The organism is Micromonospora sp. NPDC023814, from assembly GCF_040639595.1.
Lineage (GTDB): Bacteria > Actinomycetota > Actinomycetes > Mycobacteriales > Micromonosporaceae > Micromonospora.
Window position 1 is genome coordinate 1 of the sequence record NZ_JBFAAF010000061.1, and the last position, 18,430, is coordinate 18,430.

Annotated in this window: 14 protein-coding genes; all 14 read right to left on the reverse strand. The window is 74.5% G+C overall.

Annotation, left to right across the window (positions count from 1 at the left end; all coding sequences use genetic code 11):
* A partial coding sequence (locus AB0G14_RS26460; protein ID WP_357701793.1) for a PQQ-dependent sugar dehydrogenase occupies positions 1-2,692 on the reverse strand: 2,692 nt, incomplete at its 3' end.
* Between the two features lie 309 nt (positions 2,693-3,001).
* A complete protein-coding gene (locus AB0G14_RS26465) occupies positions 3,002-4,069 on the reverse strand; it encodes a polyprenyl synthetase family protein (RefSeq protein WP_357701795.1) in 1,068 nt (355 codons plus the stop codon).
* Entirely contained in the window at positions 4,066-5,520 is a 1,455-nt protein-coding gene (locus AB0G14_RS26470; RefSeq protein WP_357701797.1) for a nucleotide pyrophosphatase/phosphodiesterase family protein, read from the reverse strand. Before AB0G14_RS26470 ends, AB0G14_RS26465 begins: the two co-directional genes overlap by 4 nt.
* A gap of 76 nt (positions 5,521-5,596) precedes the next feature.
* Positions 5,597-6,799, reverse strand: coding sequence for a metabolite traffic protein EboE (gene eboE / locus AB0G14_RS26475; protein ID WP_357701798.1), 1,203 nt, complete (start codon positions 6,797-6,799; stop codon positions 5,597-5,599).
* Complete coding sequence (locus AB0G14_RS26480) at positions 6,799-7,665, reverse strand: TatD family hydrolase (RefSeq protein WP_357701800.1); 867 nt, start codon at positions 7,663-7,665, stop codon at positions 6,799-6,801. The genes eboE and AB0G14_RS26480 overlap by 1 nt, the downstream gene beginning before the upstream one ends.
* Complete coding sequence (locus AB0G14_RS26485; protein WP_357701802.1) at positions 7,665-8,285, reverse strand: EboA domain-containing protein; 621 nt, start codon at positions 8,283-8,285, stop codon at positions 7,665-7,667. The genes AB0G14_RS26480 and AB0G14_RS26485 overlap by 1 nt, the downstream gene beginning before the upstream one ends.
* 39 nt (positions 8,286-8,324) lie before the next feature.
* Positions 8,325-9,245, reverse strand: coding sequence for a sugar phosphate isomerase/epimerase family protein (locus AB0G14_RS26490; protein ID WP_357701804.1), 921 nt, complete (start codon positions 9,243-9,245; stop codon positions 8,325-8,327).
* Positions 9,242-10,144 carry an SCO3242 family prenyltransferase gene (locus tag AB0G14_RS26495; RefSeq protein ID WP_357701806.1) on the reverse strand — a complete coding sequence of 301 codons (903 nt, stop codon included), beginning with the start codon at positions 10,142-10,144 and terminating at the stop codon, positions 9,242-9,244. The genes AB0G14_RS26490 and AB0G14_RS26495 overlap by 4 nt, the downstream gene beginning before the upstream one ends.
* A complete protein-coding gene (locus tag AB0G14_RS26500) occupies positions 10,128-11,288 on the reverse strand; it encodes an inositol-3-phosphate synthase (RefSeq protein WP_357701808.1) in 1,161 nt (386 codons plus the stop codon). Before AB0G14_RS26500 ends, AB0G14_RS26495 begins: the two co-directional genes overlap by 17 nt.
* Before the next feature lie 484 nt (positions 11,289-11,772).
* On the reverse strand, positions 11,773-13,011 hold the full coding sequence (locus AB0G14_RS26505) for a Gfo/Idh/MocA family oxidoreductase (RefSeq protein ID WP_357701810.1): 1,239 nt from the start codon (positions 13,009-13,011) through the stop codon (positions 11,773-11,775).
* A 20-nt stretch (positions 13,012-13,031) separates the two neighbouring features.
* Positions 13,032-14,087 (reverse strand): substrate-binding domain-containing protein, encoded by a 1,056-nt coding sequence (locus tag AB0G14_RS26510; protein ID WP_357701812.1) that lies wholly within the window; start codon positions 14,085-14,087, stop codon positions 13,032-13,034.
* Between the two features lie 138 nt (positions 14,088-14,225).
* Positions 14,226-15,338, reverse strand: a complete 1,113-nt coding sequence (locus AB0G14_RS26515) for an ABC transporter permease (RefSeq protein ID WP_357701814.1) — start codon at positions 15,336-15,338, stop codon at positions 14,226-14,228.
* Positions 15,335-16,969: a sugar ABC transporter ATP-binding protein gene (locus AB0G14_RS26520; RefSeq protein WP_357701816.1), complete on the reverse strand. Its 1,635-nt coding sequence runs from the start codon at positions 16,967-16,969 to the stop codon at positions 15,335-15,337. The genes AB0G14_RS26515 and AB0G14_RS26520 overlap by 4 nt, the downstream gene beginning before the upstream one ends.
* Complete coding sequence (locus AB0G14_RS26525; protein ID WP_357701818.1) at positions 16,966-18,144, reverse strand: ROK family protein; 1,179 nt, start codon at positions 18,142-18,144, stop codon at positions 16,966-16,968. The genes AB0G14_RS26520 and AB0G14_RS26525 overlap by 4 nt, the downstream gene beginning before the upstream one ends.
* Between the last annotated feature and the right edge of the window lie 286 nt (positions 18,145-18,430).

Sequence of the window (18,430 nt, forward strand, 5' to 3'; positions counted from 1 at the left end):
AGAGCTGGATCTTCGTGCCGTCCGCCGAACCGCCACCCGAGACGTCCAGACACTTGCCCAACGCCCGCACCGTCGAGTTCGGCGTCACCGTCCAGCTCTGCGCCGCCGTGCCGTTGCAGCCGTAGACCTGGATCTGGGTGCCGTCGGCCGTGGCGGCGTTGCGCACGTCCAGGCACTTGCCGCCGAGCCCGACGACCGGGCCGGTGCGGACCGTCGCGCCGGTGGTGAAGGTGAACGAGTCGACGTCGTAGAGCGCGCCGGTGCCGGCGCCGGTGAAGGTCAGGTAGAGCGTGGTGGTGCCGGCCGGCGCCCCCGACAGGCTGCCGCTGACCGTGGTGAACGTGTCCCAGGCGCCGGTGACGGGGACCGTCGCGGTGCCGAGCACGGTGCCGGTGGCCGAGCCGGCCCGCACCTGGAGGGTGCCGCCGGAGCCGGCCGAGGAGACCCGGGCGCTGAACGAGGTCGCGTCGTCGAGCTTGTACGGCTCGAAGGCGACCCAGTCGCCGTTGTGGATGTCGCCGACGGTCTTGCCGCCCTCGGCCGTGGCCTTGTCGAAGGTGTTGACGCCGGAGGACGTCCTGAAGTGCTCCGCCTGGCGCTTGCGCGGCTGGAGGGTGTGCTGCTTGTGCGTGGTCAGCCCGCCCGCGTCGGTGTACTCCGCGTCGAAGATGGCGAAGATGTTCGCCGCGTCGTCGTGCTCGCCGTCGACGGGGATGGTGATCGAGCCCGAGCAGCCGGTCCTGAAGGTGATCTGGTGGCCGTGGCTGTCGTGGCCGAGCACGTAGGTCATCCTGACCCTGGTGCAGTCGATCGCGCCGTCCTCCGGGTCGGTCACGGTGATGCTGAACGGCACGGTGTCGCCGTAGCTGAACAGTTGGCCGTTGGCCGGGCTGCTGATGGTGACCGTGGGCGCGGTGTTGCCGACCCCGATCTGCACGTTCGCCGTGCCGGTGGCGCCCTGCGGGTCACGGACGGTCAGCGTGACCCGGTAGGTGCCGTTGGCGGTGTAGGTCTTGCTGGGGTTGGCCGTCGTCGACGTGGTGCCGTCGCCGAAGTTCCAGGAGTACGTCAGCGCGCCGCCCTCCGGGTCCGACGACCCGGCCGAGGAGAAGTTCACGGTCAGCGGCGCCGTGCCGGAGGTCCTGTCGGCCGCGGCGACCGCGGTCGGCGCGCGGTTGCCGCCGGCGATGTGGTCGTAGCGGTACAGCGCCGAGTTGGCGTCGCCGTTGAAGTAGCCGGTGCCGTAGTCCAGCACGTAGAGCGCGCCCTCCGGCCCGAACGCCATGTCCATGACCTGCTTGCCGTTCCACGGGAACGTGTCGATGGTGCCGGGCGCGCCGCCGGCGTCGAGGTGGATCGGCTTGACCCAGCCCCGGCCGAGTTCCCCGGCGAAGAACTGCCCGTCGAAGGACTGCGGGAACTTGGTGGCGGAGTCCAGCGTGGCGTCGTACCGGTAGACCGGGCCGGCCATCGGCGACTCGGAGCCGCCGCCGAACTCCGGCGGGCTGCCGGTGTCGCCGGCGTACCGGATCCAGGCGGGCTTCGCCCCGGGCAGGGTGGGCAGGCCGGTGTTGCGGAAGGAGTTGTTGGTCGGCCCGCCGGCGCAGTTGTACTTGGCCCCGGCGGTCCCGGTGGCGAAGTCCCACTCGGCGTACGTCTCGGCGGCGGTGTTGGTGCCCGTGCAGTACGGCCAGCCGTAGTTGCCGGGGCCGGTGACCCGGTCGAACTCGACCTGTCCGCTGGGGCCCCGGGCGCTGGTGGTGCCGGCGTCCGGCCCGTAGTCGCCGACGTAAACGATGCCGGTGGCCCGGTCGACGCTCATCCGGAACGGGTTGCGGAAGCCCATCGCGTAGATCTCGGGGCGCGTCCTCGGGTCCGAGTCGACGAACATGTTCCCGGCCGGGATCGCGTACGTGCCGTCGGCGTTCACCCTGATCCGCAGGATCTTGCCGCGCAGGTCGTTGGTGTTGGCCGCGCTGCGCTGCGCGTCGTACGCGGGGTTGCGGTTGGTGCGCTCGTCGATCGGCGCGTACCCGGCCGAGTCGAACGGGTTGGTGTCGTCGCCGGTGGAGAGGTAGAGGTTGCCGGCGGCGTCGAAGTCGATGTCGCCGCCGACGTGGCAGCACATGCCCCGGTCGGCGGGCACGTCGAGGATGTCGACCCGGCTGCCGGTGTTGATGGTGAAGTCGGCGTTGAGGGTGAACCGGGAGAGCCGGTTGACGCCCTGCCAGGCGGAGAAGTCGGTGCCGGTCGCCGGTGCGTCGCCGGCGGGGGTGGACAGCGGCGGGGCGTAGTAGAGGTAGATGTGCCGGTTGCCGGCGAAGTCCGGGTCCGCCCCGATGCCCTGCAACCCCTCCTCGTCGTGGGTGTAGACCGGCAGCGTGCCGATCACCGAGGTGGTGCCGGCGGAGTCCGTACGCCGGACGGTGCCGTTGCGGGCGGTGTGCAGGACCGACCGGTCCGGCAGCACCGCGATCGTCATGGGCTCGCCGACCTCGGCGACGCCCTTGGCGAGGGTGACCTGCTGGAAGTCGGTGCCGACGACGGGGTGGGCCCGGGCCGGGGTGGGGCCGCCCAGCGCGGCGGGGCCGGCGCCGAGGGCGACCGTGGCGGTGGCGGCCAGTAGCAGCGCCGTGCCGGCGGCGGCGGACCGTCGCCCGGTTCCGTGGGTGGGGGCGTCCTTCGTGGACATGGGTGTGCCGTCCCTTCCTGACCGGTGACTGCCAGGGCGGGCGCGCGCCGTCGCGCCGGATGCCGTAGCGGGGATGGGGTCGGCCGCCGGGTGGTTTCCCGGCCGGCCGTGACCTGCGAGGGGTGGGGTGCCACCGCTCGGAGGTCACCAGTCGATGGGTTCCCGCGCCGCCGGTTCACCTCGACGAAACATCTTCGCGATGGCCCGACATTAAACGACGCACGTCTATGTGTCCACACGTTCCGGCCGGTGGGCGCGAACTTTCGTCGATCCCGCGAAAAGTCCCGGAGGCACCCGGTGGCGGCAGCTTCAGAGTGAACGGTCGACGGCCTGGGCGGCCAGGGCGGCGAGGGCGGCACGGGCCTCGGGGGTCACGGGAGCCTCCGCCAGGGCCGCCAGGGCGGCATCGGCGCGCACCCGGATCATCCGCTCGATCCGCTCGCGCGCGCCGGTACGCTCGATGATCCCCCGCAGCTCGGCGGCCCCGTCGGCGTCCAGCGCCGGGTTGCCGAACAGCTCCCGCAGCCTGGCGGCCTGTGCCCGGTCGGCGGCGCCACGGGCCAGCGCCATCATCACCGTCGGCTTGCCCTCCCGCAGGTCGTCCAGGACCGACTTGCCCGTGACGGCCGGATCGCCGAAGACCCCCAGCACGTCGTCGCGCAGCTGGAACGCGTCGCCCAGCGGGTCGCCGAACGCGGCCAGCTCGGCGACCGGCCCCGGGCCCGCCCCCGCCAGCGTCGCCCCGATCTGCAGCGGCCGGGTGACCGTGTAGCGGGCAGCCTTCATCCGGATCACGGTCAGCGCGCTGGCCACCGAGCCGTCGCCCACCCCGGAGACCAGGTCCAGGTACTCGCCCGCGATCACCTCGGTGCGCATCAGCGCGAAGACGGCGCACCCCCGGTGCACCCGCGCGGCCTCCAGCCCGCACTCGTGGAACATCTGGTCCGACCAGGCGGCGCACAGGTCGCCGCAGAGCAGGGCCGTGTTGCGCCCGTACGCCTCGGGGTCGCCCCGCCAGGACGAGCGGGCGTGCAGGTCGGCGAAGAGCCGGTGCACCGACGGCTCGCCCCGACGGCGGTCGCTGCCGTCGAGGATGTCGTCGTGGATCAGCGCGAACGCGTGGAACAGCTCCAGCGCGGCGGCGGCCACCACGATCGGGGTGCCGTCGGGGGCGCCGGCGCCCCGCCAGCCCCAGTAGCAGAAGAGCGGGCGCAGCCGCTTCCCGCCGGCCAGCACGAACCGGTGCAGCGCGGTGAAGACGCCCCGGGGCGCGCCGTCCGGCCAGTCCCGGCCCTGCCGGTCGAGGAACGCGGCCAGCTCGGCGTCGACACGGGCCCGCAGTTCGCCGGTGTCGGGGGGTGCGACGGTGACGGTCACGACGCCTCCCCCGGTCGTCCGGCCGCCGCAGAGGGCGGCGGCGCGGTCCGGGGCGGCGGCGCGGCCGGCGGGACCAGCCCCGCCAGCTCCAGCAGCAGGGCCTTCACCTCGGTCGCGGCGACCCGGTCCCGGGCGGCGGACGGGTCGGAGCAGAGCAGCACCGGCCCGTCGGCCGGGTCGGCGGGGAGCCGCCCGTGCGACCCGCGCACCGCCCGGGCGCCGGCGTCCAGCCCGACCACGCTCATCAGGTAGCGCAGCCCGAGCTTCTTGCGGGCCAGCGCCACGGCGGCGCGGCGCTTGGCGGCACCGGGGGCGGCGGGGTCGAAGAACAGCTCCGCGGGGTCGTAGCCGGGTTTGCGATGGATCTCCACGAGGCGGGCGAAGTCCGGCGCGCGGGTGTCGTCGAGCCAGTAGTAGTACGTGAACCAGGCGTCCGGCTCGGCGACGAGGACGAGTTCTCCGGCGCGCGGATGGTCCAGCCCGTGCGCGACCTTGCCGTCGGCGTCGAGCACCTCGGCCACCCCGGGCAGCGCGGCGCAGAGCTTCGCCACCGCCGGCACGTCGGCCGGGTCACGGACGTAGACGTGCGCGACCTGGTGGTCGGCGACCGCGAAGGCCCGCGAGGTCCACGGGTCGAGGTACTCCATGCCGGCCTGGGTGTGCACCCGCAGCAGCTTCTCGGCGCGCAGCAGCCGGTTGACGTCGACCGGGCGGGAGGCGTCGGTGATGCCGTACTCGGAGAGCACCACCACGGTGGCGTCCCGGGCCCGGGCGGCGTCCAGCAGCGGCCCGAGCACCCCGTCCAGCTCGGCCGCCGCAGCGGCGGCCTGCGGGGAGGACGGGCCGAAGCGTTGCAGGTCGTAGTCGAGGTGCGGGACGTACACCAGGGTCAGGTCCGGGGACTGCTCGGCGAGGATCCGCTCGGCGGCCTGGCAGATCCACGCCGACGACGCCAGCCCCGCGCCCGGCCCCCAGTAGTTGAACAGTGGGAAGGTGCCGAGCCGGTCGGTGAGCGCGTCGTGCAGCTCCGGCGGGTCGGTGTAGCAGTCCGGCTCCTTGCGCCCGTCGGCGTGATAGACGGGGCGCGGGGTGACCGTCCAGTCCACGTCCGCGCCCATCGCGTACCACCAGCAGACGTTGGCGACGGTGTAGCCGGGCTCGGCCCGGCGGGCCGCCTGCCAGAGCTTCTCGCCGCCGACCAGGGCGTTGTGCTGCCGCCAGAGCAGCACCTCACCGAGGTCCCGGAAGTACCAGCCGTTGCCGACGATGCCGTGCTCGGCCGGGAGCGCCCCGGTGAGGAAGGTCGACTGCACCGAGCAGGTCACCGCGGGCAGCACCGTGCCCAGCTCGGCGCGGAAGCCGGCGTCGGCGACCGCGCGCAGCCGGGGCATGTGCGCCAGCAGGCGCGGGGTCAGCCCCACCACGTCCAGCACCACCAGCCGCCGGCTCATGTCGTCACCTCGCTCCGCTCGGCGCCGCCATGAGGCACCCCGGCGCAGTGTCGATGATTCACTCGCTGACGCTCGCTCATCGCCGTACCTCCGCCGTCACCGGTGCCGGGCGGCCCGCCGGCGCCAGGCCGAGGGCGACCAGCTCGGCGTGGGCGAAGGTCAGCTCGGCGGCGATCCCGGCGGCCAGCTCCGCGTCGGTGCCCGGCCGCCGCGCGGCCGGCAGCACCCCCCAGGTGTACGTCTCGACGTCGAGGTGGTCGCAGCCCGCCTCGGGCCCGGCGTAGAGGGCGGCCAGCGCGGCGCGCAGCACCGGCAGGGTGGAGTCGAGCGGCGGTTCGGGCGGGGCGTGCAGCGGCACGTGGTAGTGCACCCGCCACGGCCCGGGCAGCCGCGCGGCCAGGGCGGCGTCCAGGTCGTCGGCGGCGTGGGCGGGGTCCGCCGGATCCGCCGCCCCCGCGCAGCCCGCCGCGCGGGTCTGGTGCAGGAAGCGCGGCTCCACCCAGCGGCGCAGCGCCGCCGTCGCCTCGGCCGGCGCCTCGATGGCGGCCGAGACCTGCACCTTCACCACCGGCAGGCCGGCGGCCCGCAGCCGGCGCAGCGCGTCGGCCGGCTCCTCCCAGGCGCAGGCGAGGTGGGCGAGATCCAGGCAGACGCCGAGGCGGTCGGTGTCCACACCGGACAGTGCCGAGACGGCCTGTCCGGTGCTCTCCACCACGCAGCCCGGCTCCGGCTCGAAGCCGACCCGGACCGGTCGGCCGGTGTCCCGCTCGACGACCGCGAGACCGGCCGCGAGCTGGTCGAGCCGGCGGCGCGCGGCGTCCGTGCGGGCGGCGTCCCAGGGCCGTCGCCAGGCCAGCGGCAGGGTGGAGACCGAGCCCCGGGCCGCGTCGTCCGGCAACAGGTCGGCAAGCACCCGGGCCAGGTCCAGGGTGTACGCGAGCCGCCCGCCCGTCGTCCAGTCCGGGTGGTAGACGTCGCCCTTGACCACCGGCGCCTGGAAGGCCGCGTACGGGAAGCCGTTGAGCGTGACCACCTCCAGCCCCCGAACGGTCAGCTCGGTACGCAGCCGGCGACGGGCCGCCGGGTCGGCGGCCAGCTCGGCGGCGACCGGGGCGGCCAGCCACAGCCCGAGGCCGAGCAGGTCCGCGCCGACCGCCTCGCGGACGGGCACGGCGTAGGTGTCCAACTGGCGGAGGATGCCGGCGAGGTCCTCGGCGGGGTGCACGTTGGTGCAGTAGCCGAGGTGGACGGTGTCGCCGCCGGCGTGCCGCAGCCGCATCAGCTGCCGCCGCGCAGGATCGAGTTGCCGGCGAAGGTGCCGGTCGGCGGGTCCAGCTCGGCCAGGTCCAGGTCGGCCAGGTCGAGCCGCCCGGACTGGCCGTAGAACTCGACCGGGTTGCGCCACAGCACCCGGTCGACGTCGTCGGCGGTGAAGCCGGCCAGCAGCATCGCCTCCCCCGTGGCCCGGGTGAGCAGCGGGTCCGAGCGCCCCCAGTCGGCCGCCGAGTTGACCAGCACCCGCTCGGTCCCGTACGCCCGCAGCAGCTCCACCATGCGCGGCGGCGACATCTTGGTGTCGGGGTAGATGGAGAAGCCCAGCCAGCAGCCGGTGTCCCGGACCAGCTTCACCGTCACCTCGTTGAGGTGGTCGAGCACCACCCGGCCCGGCTCGATGCCGGACTCGGCCACGACGGCGAGGCTGCGCTCCACGCCCCGGGCCTTGTCGCGGTGCGGGGTGTGCACCAGCGCCGGCAGGTCGTACGCCACGGCCAGGGCCAGTTGGGCGGCGAACGCGTCGTCCTCCTCCGGCGTCATCGAGTCGTAGCCGATCTCGCCCACCGCCACCACGCCGTCCTTGTCGAGGTAGCGCGGCAGCAGGTCGAGCACCGGGCGGCAGCGCGGGTCGTTGGCCTCCTTCGGGTTCAGCGCGACCGTGGCGTGGTGGCGGACCCCGAACTGCCCGGCCCGGAACGGCTCCCAGCCGATCAGCGAGTCGAAGTAGTCGGCGAAGGAGGCGGCGCTGGTGCGGGGCTGGCCGAGCCAGAACGCCGGCTCCACCACCGCCCGGACGCCGGCTGCGGCCATCCGCTCGTAGTCGTCGGTGGTCCGCGAGGTCATGTGGATGTGCGGGTCGAAGATGCGCATCACGCCTCCCTGGCGGTGATCGGGACGGGGCCGGTCGTGAGCCGGTCGAGCAGGGCGGTGGCGTCGGCGGGCATCGTGCGGCCGGCGGCCTGCCGCTCGGCGGCCAGCCCGGCGAGCATCGCGGCGAGTTCCGCGTCGGCGCGGGCGTCGAGGTCGTGCACCACGGCCAGCGGCACGCCCGTGAACACGCACTTGAGCACCGCCTGCCGCCAGGCGGCCGGGTCGAGGTGCCGGGCGTACGGGCCGAGGGCGGCGGCGACCAGCCGGGTGTCGTTGGTGCGGATCGCGTCGTGCAGCAGCGGCACCCCGGCCGCGCCGATCGGCAGCAGCGGCAGGGCCTTGAGCACGGCCCGCTTCTCGGCGGCGTCGCCGTGGCGGTAGAGCGACTCGGCGTGCGGGGCGTGGTCGGCGGGCAGCGCGGTCAGCAGCAGTGCCCGGGCCGCCTCGTCGGCGCTCCAGCCGGCCGGCTCCGGCAGCGGGGCCCGGCCGCAGCGCCGGCCGGCAGCCGCGAAGAGCCCGCCGATCGCCGCCGGTTCCGCCGCCACCCGCCGCAACGCCGCGTCGAGCCAGTCGGGCTCGGGCACCCCCCGCAGCGCGGCCCGCAGTGAATCCGGTGTCATCCCGTCTCCTCTCTCGTGCTGCCCTGCGCGTGGCCCCCGTCACCGATGCCGTTGCGCGGCTTCCTTCGTGGCGGTACGCAGGAAGTCGAGCGAGCGGGCGGCGACGGCCGGGGCGTCGTGCGAGTGCCGGGGCAGCTCCACGGCGACCAGCCCCCGGTAGCCGGCGTCGGCCAGGGCCCGCAGCACCGGCGGGAAGTCGATCTCGCCGGCACCGAACTCCAGGTGCTCGTGCACGCCCCGGCGCATGTCGTCGATCTGCACGTTGACCAGGCGCTCGGCCACCTCGTGCACACACGCGGGGATCGGCTGCGGCTCCAGGCAGCGACAGTGTCCGATGTCGAGGGTGATGCCGAAGTGGGCCGGGTCGCCGAGCGCGGCGCGCAGCCGGCGCCAGCCGGCGATGTCCTCGACGAGCATTCCCGGCTCCGGTTCGAAGCCGAGGGTCACCCCGGCCACGTCGGCGGCGTCCACCACCGTCGCGCAGCCGGCGACCAGCCGGTCCCAGGCCGTCGGCGGCGGGACGGCGTCGGGGCGTACGCCGGCCCAGAAGGAGACGGCCTCCGCGCCCAGGTCGGCGCCGATCCGCACGGCCCGGCGCAGGAACTCGACGCGCCGCGTCGGGTCGTCGTGCAGCAACGTCGGGGCGTGCTTGTGCCACGGGTCGAGCAGGTACCGCGCGCCGGTCTCGACGACCACGGCGAGGCCGAGCGCCGCCAGCCGGCGGGCGACGGCGGCGACCCGCCGGGCCAGCGCGGGCGCGAACGGGTCGAGGTGGTCGTGGTCCAGGGTGAGCGCGACGCCCTGGTAGCCCAGGTCGGCGATGACCGCCAGCGCGTCGGCCAGCCGGTGGTTGGCGAACCCGTTGGTCCCGTAGCCGAACCGCAGCCCGCCGCCGTCCCGGCCGGCCGCCCCGGGACTCCGGGGCTCCGGGGCCGCGTGCCGGGGGCGCGGGGCGGTCATGTCGGGGAGACCTTCCGGGCCAGCCGGCGGCCCAGGGGCGCGGCCGCCGCCACCGCCAGCCCGAGCAGCCCGGCCCCGGCGCGCGCGGCCAGGGCGCCCTGCAACGCGGGCAGCCCGGTGATCCCGGCCCCCACCGCCGCGCGCACCCGGGCGGCGGAGGGCTCGGCCACCACCCGGGCCTGGGCCGCGCCGTAGCGGGCCGCGTACGCGCCGGCCAGCAGGGCCGGCAGCACCTCGACGCCGGCCGAGCCGCGCCGCCGGCGGGGCATCGCGGGACCGGCGGACCGGGCACGCCCCGTCGGGACGGTGGCGGCGGCGACGACCAGGGCGGTGCCGGCGAGGGTACGCAGCGGCAGCGCCGCGTCGGCGCCGGTGACCTCCCGGCGGGAGAGCGCGGTGACCGTCCACGTGTGCGCGGCCACGGTGACCGCCGCCGGCACCGCCTTGAGCACCCGGCCGCCCGTCGCGCCGAGCAGCACGTCCAGCCCCCGGCACGCGGCCATCACGGCCGGTCCGGCGGCGGTCGACTTCGCCGCCAGGTCGTACCCCCAGACGGCGGCGGCGAGCGGGACGGCGACGCTCGCGGCGCGCCGACCCCCGGCGGCGGCGGCCAGCGCGACCCCGGCGGCGGTGAGCCCGGCGGCGAGGCCGAGCGCGGTCCCGGGGGCGACCCGGCCGCTGGGGATGGGCCGCTCCGGGCGTTCGACGGCGTCCAGCCGCCGGTCGGCCCAGTCGTTGGCGGCCATTCCCGCCCAGTAGAGCAGCACGGACGCGGCGGCCAGGGCGGGCGTACGCCGGTCGAGCGCACCGGCCGCGGCCGCGCCGGCGACGACGTCGCCGGGCACCGAGAGCGCGGCCGGGGCCCGGACCAGCTCGACGAGGTCAGCCGCGCGGGGCATCGGCACCTCCCGCGTGCAGCCGGCGGGCGAAGCCGCACAGCCGGGTCCACTGGTCGGCCAGCGAGTGGGTGGACGCGCCGAGCGGGTCCTTGAAGAAGAAGGCCAGGTCGTGCAGGGGGCCGGTGTGACCGGCGGCGTGCGCGGCGGCGACGAGCCGGGCCAGGTCGAGCACCAGGGGCGCGGCCAGCGCGGAGTCGCAGCCGTGCCAGGTGAACTCCATCCGCATCCCGGTGCCGAGGAAGCCGGCGAAGGTGACCAGGTCCCACGCGGTCTTGAAGTCGCCCAGCTCCTCGACGTACTCGATCCTGGTGCCGCCCTGCGGGAGGTAACCGAGCGTCTCGCCGAGCACCCGTTGCTTGCTCTCCACCTTGGCCGCGTTGGCGGCCGGGTCGGCGAGGGTGGCGCCGTCGCCGCCGCCGAGCAGGTTCACCCCGGACCAGGAGCGCACCGCCAGGTGCCGCATCGCGAACATCGGCGCGAGCACCGACTTGACCAGGGTCTCCCCCGTCTTGCCGTCGTGCCCGGCGTACGGGATCCCGCGTTGCGCCGCCAGCGTGGCCAGGGCCGGCAGCCGCAGCCCGGTGGACGGCGTGAAGTCGACGTACGGGCAGCCGGCCAGCACCGCCGCGTACGCGTAGAGCGAACTGGGCGGCAGCACCTCCTCGGGACCGGCGAGCGCGGCCCGCAGCGTGTCCGGGTCGGCGTGCGCCGGGTGCGGTCGGGCGACCGGTTCGGTGGCCGAGACGTTGACCACGACCACCCGGTCCAGCTCGTGCCGGCCCCGGAAGTCGGTGAGGTCGCGTACGGTCGCGGCGGCCCGGTCCGCCTGGGTGCCGGCGGTGGGGGCCGCGCGCAGCTCACGCTCGACGGCGGCCAGTTCCTCGGGAAGGGCGGCGACCAGCCGGCCGGGCAGCACGCCGGCGGCGGCGAGGGCCTCGGCGCGTTTGGCCAGCGGGACGGTGGCGACGTCGTGCCCGCCGAGGACCAGGTCGGTGAAGGCCGGCAGGGCGGGCCCGCGCAGGTCGGGCAGCTCGGTGACGCAGCCGGTCGGGTCGGTGAGCCCGGCCCGCAGGGCGAGCGCCCCGACGATGCTGGTGGTCGCGACCGAGCCGCGCGCCCCCACCAGCCAGACACCCGTACGCATGGTGCTCCTTCCCGTCAGGAGGAACCAGCCGTGCATTGGCTTACATGGATATCAGAAGTTTGTTCGGAAAGATATGGATCTGTGCGGATGGGCCCCGTCCGCCGGCCGCACCGGGGGAGCCGACCGGCCCGGTGTCGACGTCGGCGGCGACGACGCCGGACCGGCTCCCGGTGCGGGCGCGGACGGACGGGGCTGGCAGGCAGGGTCGGTCGGCGTCTCGCCCCTGCCTCCCCCGCATCCGCCGGCCGGGACGACGGCGCGCCCCGACCGGACGTCGTGGGGTGACGCAGCCCGGCGGGATCGCCGGGGTGGTGGCGGTCCTCCGGTGCGACCGGGGAATCCCGGTCCGGCCGCACCGGACGACCGTCCTGCTCGTGCGCCACCGGGCCGTGGCGGCCCGGCTGCACGTCCTCCGGTCCCGACCTCGTCCCGGCCGCGGGGCGCAACCGCGGCCGGTCCCTCGCCGGTCGGCGCCGGAGGTGGCTCAGACGGCCACCGAGGCCAGCGCGGGCTCCACCTCCGTCCACGAGGAGCCCAGCTCCGCCGACCGGGCGACCGCGTCCAGCACGAGCTGGACCTGGAGCCCGTCGGCGAAGGAGGGGGCCGGGTCGGTGCCGGTGGCGACCGCCTCGACGAAGTCCCGCATCTGGTGGGTGAAGGAGTGCTCGTAGCCGATGAGGTGGCCGGGCGGCCACCACGCCGACATGTAGGGGTGCTCGCCCTCGGTGACCAGGATGCGGCTGAAGCCCTGCTCGGCGGCCGGTCGCGTCGCGTCGAAGAACTCCAGCTCGTTGAGGCGTTCCAGGTCGAAGGCCACGGTCCCGAGAGAGCCGTTGATCTCCACCCGGAGCGCGTTCTTGCGGCCGGTGGCGAACCGGCTCGCCTCGTACGTGGCCAGCGCGCCGCCGTCGAGCCGGGCCACGAAGACCGCCGCGTCGTCGACGGTGACCGTGCCGGTGGCCGGGCGGTGCCCGTCTGCGGCGTTGCCGTCGACGGCGCCACCGTCCACCGTGGCCGCCAGCCCGCTCGACCCGCCCGGCAGCGGGCGCTCCTTGACGAAGGTCTCCGTCACGGCGCTGACCCCGCTGATCCGCTGCCCGGTGACGTACTGGGTCAGGTCGATGATGTGCGCGCCGATGTCGCCGAGCGCGCCGGAGCCCGCCCGGTCCCGCTGCAACCGCCAGACCAGGGGGAACTGCGGGTCCACGATCCAGTCCTGCAGGTACGTCGCCCGGACGTGCCGGATCACCCCGAGCCGCCCGTCGGCGACGAGCTGGCGCATCATCGTGACCGCGGGCACCCGGCGGTAGTTGAACCCGCACATCGACCGCACGCCGGACGCCCGCGCCGTGGCCGCCGCGGCGGCCATCGCCCGGGCCTCGGCGACCGTGTTGGCCAGCGGCTTCTCGCACAGCACGTGCTTGCCGGCGGCCAGCGCGGCGAGGGCGATCTCGGCGTGGCTGTCCCCGGGTGTGCAGACGTCGACCACGTCGATGTCGTCCCGGGCGACGAGGTCGCGCCAGTCGGTCGTGTACGCCTCCCAGCCGAGCCGGTCGGCGGCGTCGGCCACCTTTCCGGCGTCCCGGCCGCAGATGAGCGCCATCCGGGCCCGTGTCGGCAGGTCGTACACCCGGTTCACGGTGCGCCACGCCTGCGAGTGCGCGGCGCCCATGAACGCGTAGCCGACCATGCCGACCCGCAGTTGCCTGTCTGTCGTGGACAAGGTGGGTCTCCCCCCGTGTGTCAGAACCCGAGCTTCAGGTAGTTGCCCGCGTTCTCCTTGGTGATCGTCTCGGAGGCGAGGACGATCTCCTTGGGCACCTGGAGTTCCACCAGGTCGGACATGCCCCGGCCCTGGGCGATCAGCCGGGCCAGGGAGATCGCCGAGGAGGCCATCGACGGGCTGTAGGTCACCGTCGCCTTGAGCACCGTGTTGTCGGCCTGGATGTCCTCCATCGCCTTCTTCGAGCCGGCGCCGCCGACCATGAAGAACTCCTTGCGGTTGGCCTGGTTGATCGCGGCCAGCACGCCGATGCCCTGGTCGTCGTCGTGGTTCCAGAGGGCGTCGATCTTCGGCAGGGCCTGGAGCAGCTGCGCCGCCTCCTGCTGCCCGGAGTCGGCCGTGAAGCGGGCCGCGCGCCGGTTGGCGATCTTCAGGCCGTTCGCCGTCAGGGTGTCGACGAAGCCCTTCGACCGCTCCTGCGTCAGCTCCAGTTCGTCCATGCCGGCGATCTCGCCGATGACCGGGTTGCTGATGCCCTTGGCCTTGAACTGCTCGACCATGTAGGTGGCGGCGGCCACGCCCATGCCGTAGTTGTCGCCCTTGATCTGGAGCCGGTAGGCGCGCGCGTCGGGGAAGGCGCGGTCCAGGTTGACCACCGGGATGCCGGCCTTCATCGCCTCCAGGCCGAAGGCGTTGAGCTCCTTGCCGTCGTGCGGCAGCAGCACGATCACGTCGGGCTTCTGCGAGATGAGGGTGGACAGCGCCGCCCGCTGGGCCGCCGCGTCCGCGCCGGCCTCGACTGCCTTGAACTCCACGTCGGAGTACGCCCCGGCCTGCGCCTTGGCGTTGTTGGTGATGGCGGCGATCCAGCCGTGGTCGGCGGCCGGCGCGGAGAAGCCGATCGTCACCCGCTTGCCGGGCTCGCTGTTGCCGCCAGGGGCACCCGCCGCCTTGGTCTGTGCCTCGGTGGGCTGGGTCTCGTTGCTGGTGCAGCCGGCGAGCAGCACGCCGGCGCCGACGGCGGCCCCGCCGAAGAGCAGCCGGCGGCGCGACACGTCGCGACTGTGCTGGGTCATGACGACCTCCTGGGTTCGCGGTGGTGGAGGAAACTCGCGGATCTGGACGGGACGAGGGTGTGCGGGGTCCGGCCACCGTCGCTCGGGTGGCCCGGACGCTGCGCGGATCGGGTGCGGTTGCCGGTGGTGCGGTACGGGTCAGGTGGTGGTGAGCCGGTTGCGGCCGAGGAACTGGGTGAGGCTGCGGAACTGCACCTGCTGGACCAGGACGGCGGCGACGATGATGCCGCCCTTGACCATGTTCTGGGCCTCGGTGGAGAGACCGTTGATCGCGAAGAGGTTGGTGATCGTGGCGAAGATGACCACCCCGAGCAGGGAACCGATGATGGTCCCCCGCCCGCCGCTGAGCAGCGTGCCGCCGATGATCGCGGCGGCGATCGCGTCCAGCTCGTAGAGGTTCGCCATCGCCGCCTGAGCCGAGTTCGCCTGGGCGGTGAGCATGATGGCGGCGATGCCGCAGCAGAGGCCGGAGAGCGCGTAGAGCAGCAGGGTGTGCCGCTTGACGTTGATGCCGGCGAGCCGGGCCGCCTCCGGGTTGCCGCCGACGGCGACGGTACGCCGGCCGAAGGTGGTGCGGTTGAGCAGCACCCAGCCGGCGGCCACCACGGCGGCGAGGATGTAGACCAGCAGCGGGATGCCGAGCAGGTCGTTGCTGGCGAGGCCGTTGATGAAGCCGTTGTCCGAGACCTGCGTCTGCTTGTCGGAGATCTCGGCGGCCAGGCCCCGGGCGGCCACCAGCATGGCCAGGGTGGCGATGAACGGCACCAGCCGGCCGTACGAGATCAGCAGCCCATTGACCAGGCCGACCGCCAGCCCGACGGTGAGCGCGCTGAAGATCATGCCGCCGGCGCCGTAGCTCTGGGTCGCCACCGTCGTGCACCACACCCCGGCCAGCGCGACGATCGCGCCGACGGAGAGGTCGATGCCGCCGCCGATGATCACAAAGGTCATCCCGACGGTGACCACGCCGACCACGGCGGCCAGCTTGAGGATGCTGAGGATGTTGTCCCACACCCAGTCCGGATTCGAGTACAGGTCGGATCGGGTGAGGGCGCCGATGACGACGAGCACCGCCAGCACGCCGAGCAGGGCGAGGTTGCGCCGGGCGCCCTCGCCGCCGTCGCCCCGCCACCAGGAGAGGCGCCCGGCGGTGGAGACCTTGTCGACGGCCGCCGGGTCCACCGGCGGGGACTGCGCCGGCAGGTGCGCCGCCCGCTCCGGCGCTTCGGTGGAAGTAGGACCCTCGGTCATGCCGGTGCGCCTTCCATCAGGGACCCCGCCATGACGAGGTCGAGCACGGTGTTCTCGTCGAGTTCGCCGGCCGGGGCCTCGCGGACGACCCGCCCCTCCCGCATCACCAGCACCCGGTCGGCCAGGCCGAGCACCTCGGGGACCTCGCTGGAGACCAGCAGCACCCCGACGCCGCGGGCGGCCAGCCCCCGGACGACCTGGTAGAGCTCGGCCCGGGCGCCGACGTCGACGCCCCGGGTGGGCTCGTCGAGCAGCAGCAGCCGGGTGTCGCCGAGCAGCCAGCGCCCGACCACCACCTTCTGCTGGTTGCCGCCGGAGAGGGTGCGCACCGGCCGGCGTACGTCGCGGGGGCGCAGCTCCAGGCTCTCGGCGATCCGGTTCGCCTCGGCCCGCTCCCGCCCGGCGTCGGTGAAGCCGGCGCGGGCGTAGCGGGCGAAGGTGGCCAGGGTGACGTTGCGGTAGACGGGCTCGCCCAGCAGCAGCGCCTGGCTCTTGCGCTCCTCGGGAGCCATCCCCATGCCGGCCCGCACCGCCGCGCCGACGCTGCCCGGGCGCAGCGGCCGGCCGGCCATCCGCACGGTGCCGGCGTCGGGACGGCGCGCGCCGTAGATCGTCTCCAGCAGTTCCGACCGGCCGGAACCGACCAGCCCGGCGATGCCGACGATCTCGCCGGCCCGGACGCCGAGCGAGACGTCGGCGAACTCGCCGGCCCGGGTCAGCCCCTCGACCGTGAGCAGGTCCGCCCCGCCCGCCGGGTCCGCCGGGCGGTCCGGGAAGACGTACTCGATGGTGCGGCCGGTCATCCGGCTGACCAGGTCGCGGGTGGGGGTGCCGCGGGCCGGCAGGTTCGCCGCGGTGGTCCGGCCGTCCTTGAGTACGGTCACCCGGTCGCCGATCTCGCGGATCTCCTCGAGGCGGTGCGAGATGTAGATGACGGCGATGCCCTGGGCGGTCAGCTCCCGGATGATTCGGAACAGGTTGCCGACCTCGTCGTGCGCCAGCACGGCGCTCGGCTCGTCCATGATGATCAGCCGGGCCTCGTGGGAGAGCGCGCGGGCCATGCTGACCACCTGCTTGCCGGCGGCGGGCAGCGCGCGGACCATCCGTCCGGGCGGGATCTCGGCGTGCCCCAGCCGCCCGAGGATCTGCCGCGTACGCCGGGCCATGTGTCCCCGGCGGACGAAGCCGAACCGGCGCGGCTCGTGGCCGAGGAACGCGTTCTCCGCGACCGAGAGGTCCTCGACCAGGTCCAGCTCCTGGTAGATGGTCGCGATGCCGGCGCGCATGGCCGCCTGCGGGTTGGCGAAGGTCGCCGGCTCGCCGCGCCACTCGACCGACCCCGAGTCGGGGCGATGCACCCCGGCCAGCACCTTGATCAGGGTGGACTTGCCGGCGCCGTTCTGCCCGAGCAGGCAGTGCACCTCGCCGGCGCGCACCTCCAACTGCACCCCGTCGAGCGCGCGTACGCCCGGGAAGGTCTTGACCACGTCGGTGAGGCGCAGGACCACCTCGCCCGCGACGGCGTCGGCGGGCGCCTCGACCAGCGGAGCGTCGGCGGGGGCGACATCCGCCGGCGTGGCGGCGGCCGTCTTCTCGGGCTGGGCCACGTTCTCCTCCTCGCGCTCGTTCATGACGCCTCCGCGAAGGCCACGTCGCTGGCCAGGACGGCGGCGCCGGCCACGCCGGCGCGGGGCCCCAGCTCGGACAGGACGACCGGGAGATTGCCGGTGGCCAGTGGCAGCGACCGGCGGTAGACCACGCTGCGGATCTCGGCCAGCAGGATGTGCCCGAGCTGGGCGAGCCCGCCGCCGATCACGATCATCGACGGGTTGGTGAAGCTGACCAGCCCGGCCAGGACCCCACCGACCCGCCGACCCCCGTCGCGGATGAGCTGGATGCAGGTGACGTCGCCCTCGCCGGCGCCCTCCGCGACGTCCCGGGCCGTCACCGCGCCCCGCGCGGTGAGCCGCTCGGCCAGCGCGGGCGAGGTGCCGGCGCGCGCCGCGGCGGTCGCGTCCTTGGCCAGCGCGGCGCCGCTGAACAGGGCCTCCAGGCAGCCGAGGTTGCCGCAGGAGCACATCGGGCCGTGCGCGTCGACCTGGATGTGGCCGATGTCGCCGGCGCAGCCGTCGGTGCCCCGGTAGACCTCGCCGCTGAGGTAGATCCCGCACCCAATTCCGGTGCCGATCTTCACGAAGAGGAAGTCGTCCACGGAGTGGGCGACCCCGCCGTGCCGCTCCCCGATCGCCATGATGTTGACGTCGTTGTCGACCACCGCCGGGCAGCCGTGCTCGCGGGTGAGCAGCTCGCGCACCGGGAACCGGTCCCACCCCGGCATGATCGGCGGGGAGACCGGCACGCCGTCGCGGAAGCTGACCGGGCCGGGCACGCCGATGCCGACGGCGTCGAGCCGCTCGTAGGCGCCGTCCACCCGGGCCTTGTGCAGCAGCTCGTTGACCCGCTGGAGGGTCACCTTCGGTCCGGTGCGGATGTCGGCCGGCTCGGCGTACGCGGCGACCGGCTCCAGGCGGCCGTTGACCACCTCGACGTCGATGGAGCTGGCGCCGAGGTCCACGGCGGCGAACCGCAGGTGGGGGCTCAGCTCGACGAGGGTGGAGCGCCGGCCGCCCCGGGAGGCGGCGAGCCCCGCCTCGGCGACGTAGCCGAGCCCGACGAGCCGTTCCAGCTCGGCCAGCAGCCGGGGGCGGGGCATCTGCAACCGGTCGCCCAGTTCGGCCCGGGACACCGCCCCCTCGTCGCGGAGCAACCGCAGCAGCCGGACGTGCAGGGGGTCGACCGTCCGCACCGGACTCACCTCTTCCCGCGCCTCGTTCACATCGACGTAGCACCGATGTGTTGTGTCCGACACAGTAGGAGCCTTCTGCGCCAGCTGTCCATACCTTCAGCAGATCCGGCCCCAACTTTTGTCAGATCGAGCAAAAGTCCCCGCACCACCGCACGCCCCACCCCCGCCGCACACCCTCGGCGATCTTGCAGTTCGTGCCCCGACAAATGCGGCGTACCAGGGCGAGATCCGGGCCGAAAGTGCAAGATCGCGGGGGCGTGGGGGGCAGAGGGGCGCCCCGCCGCCC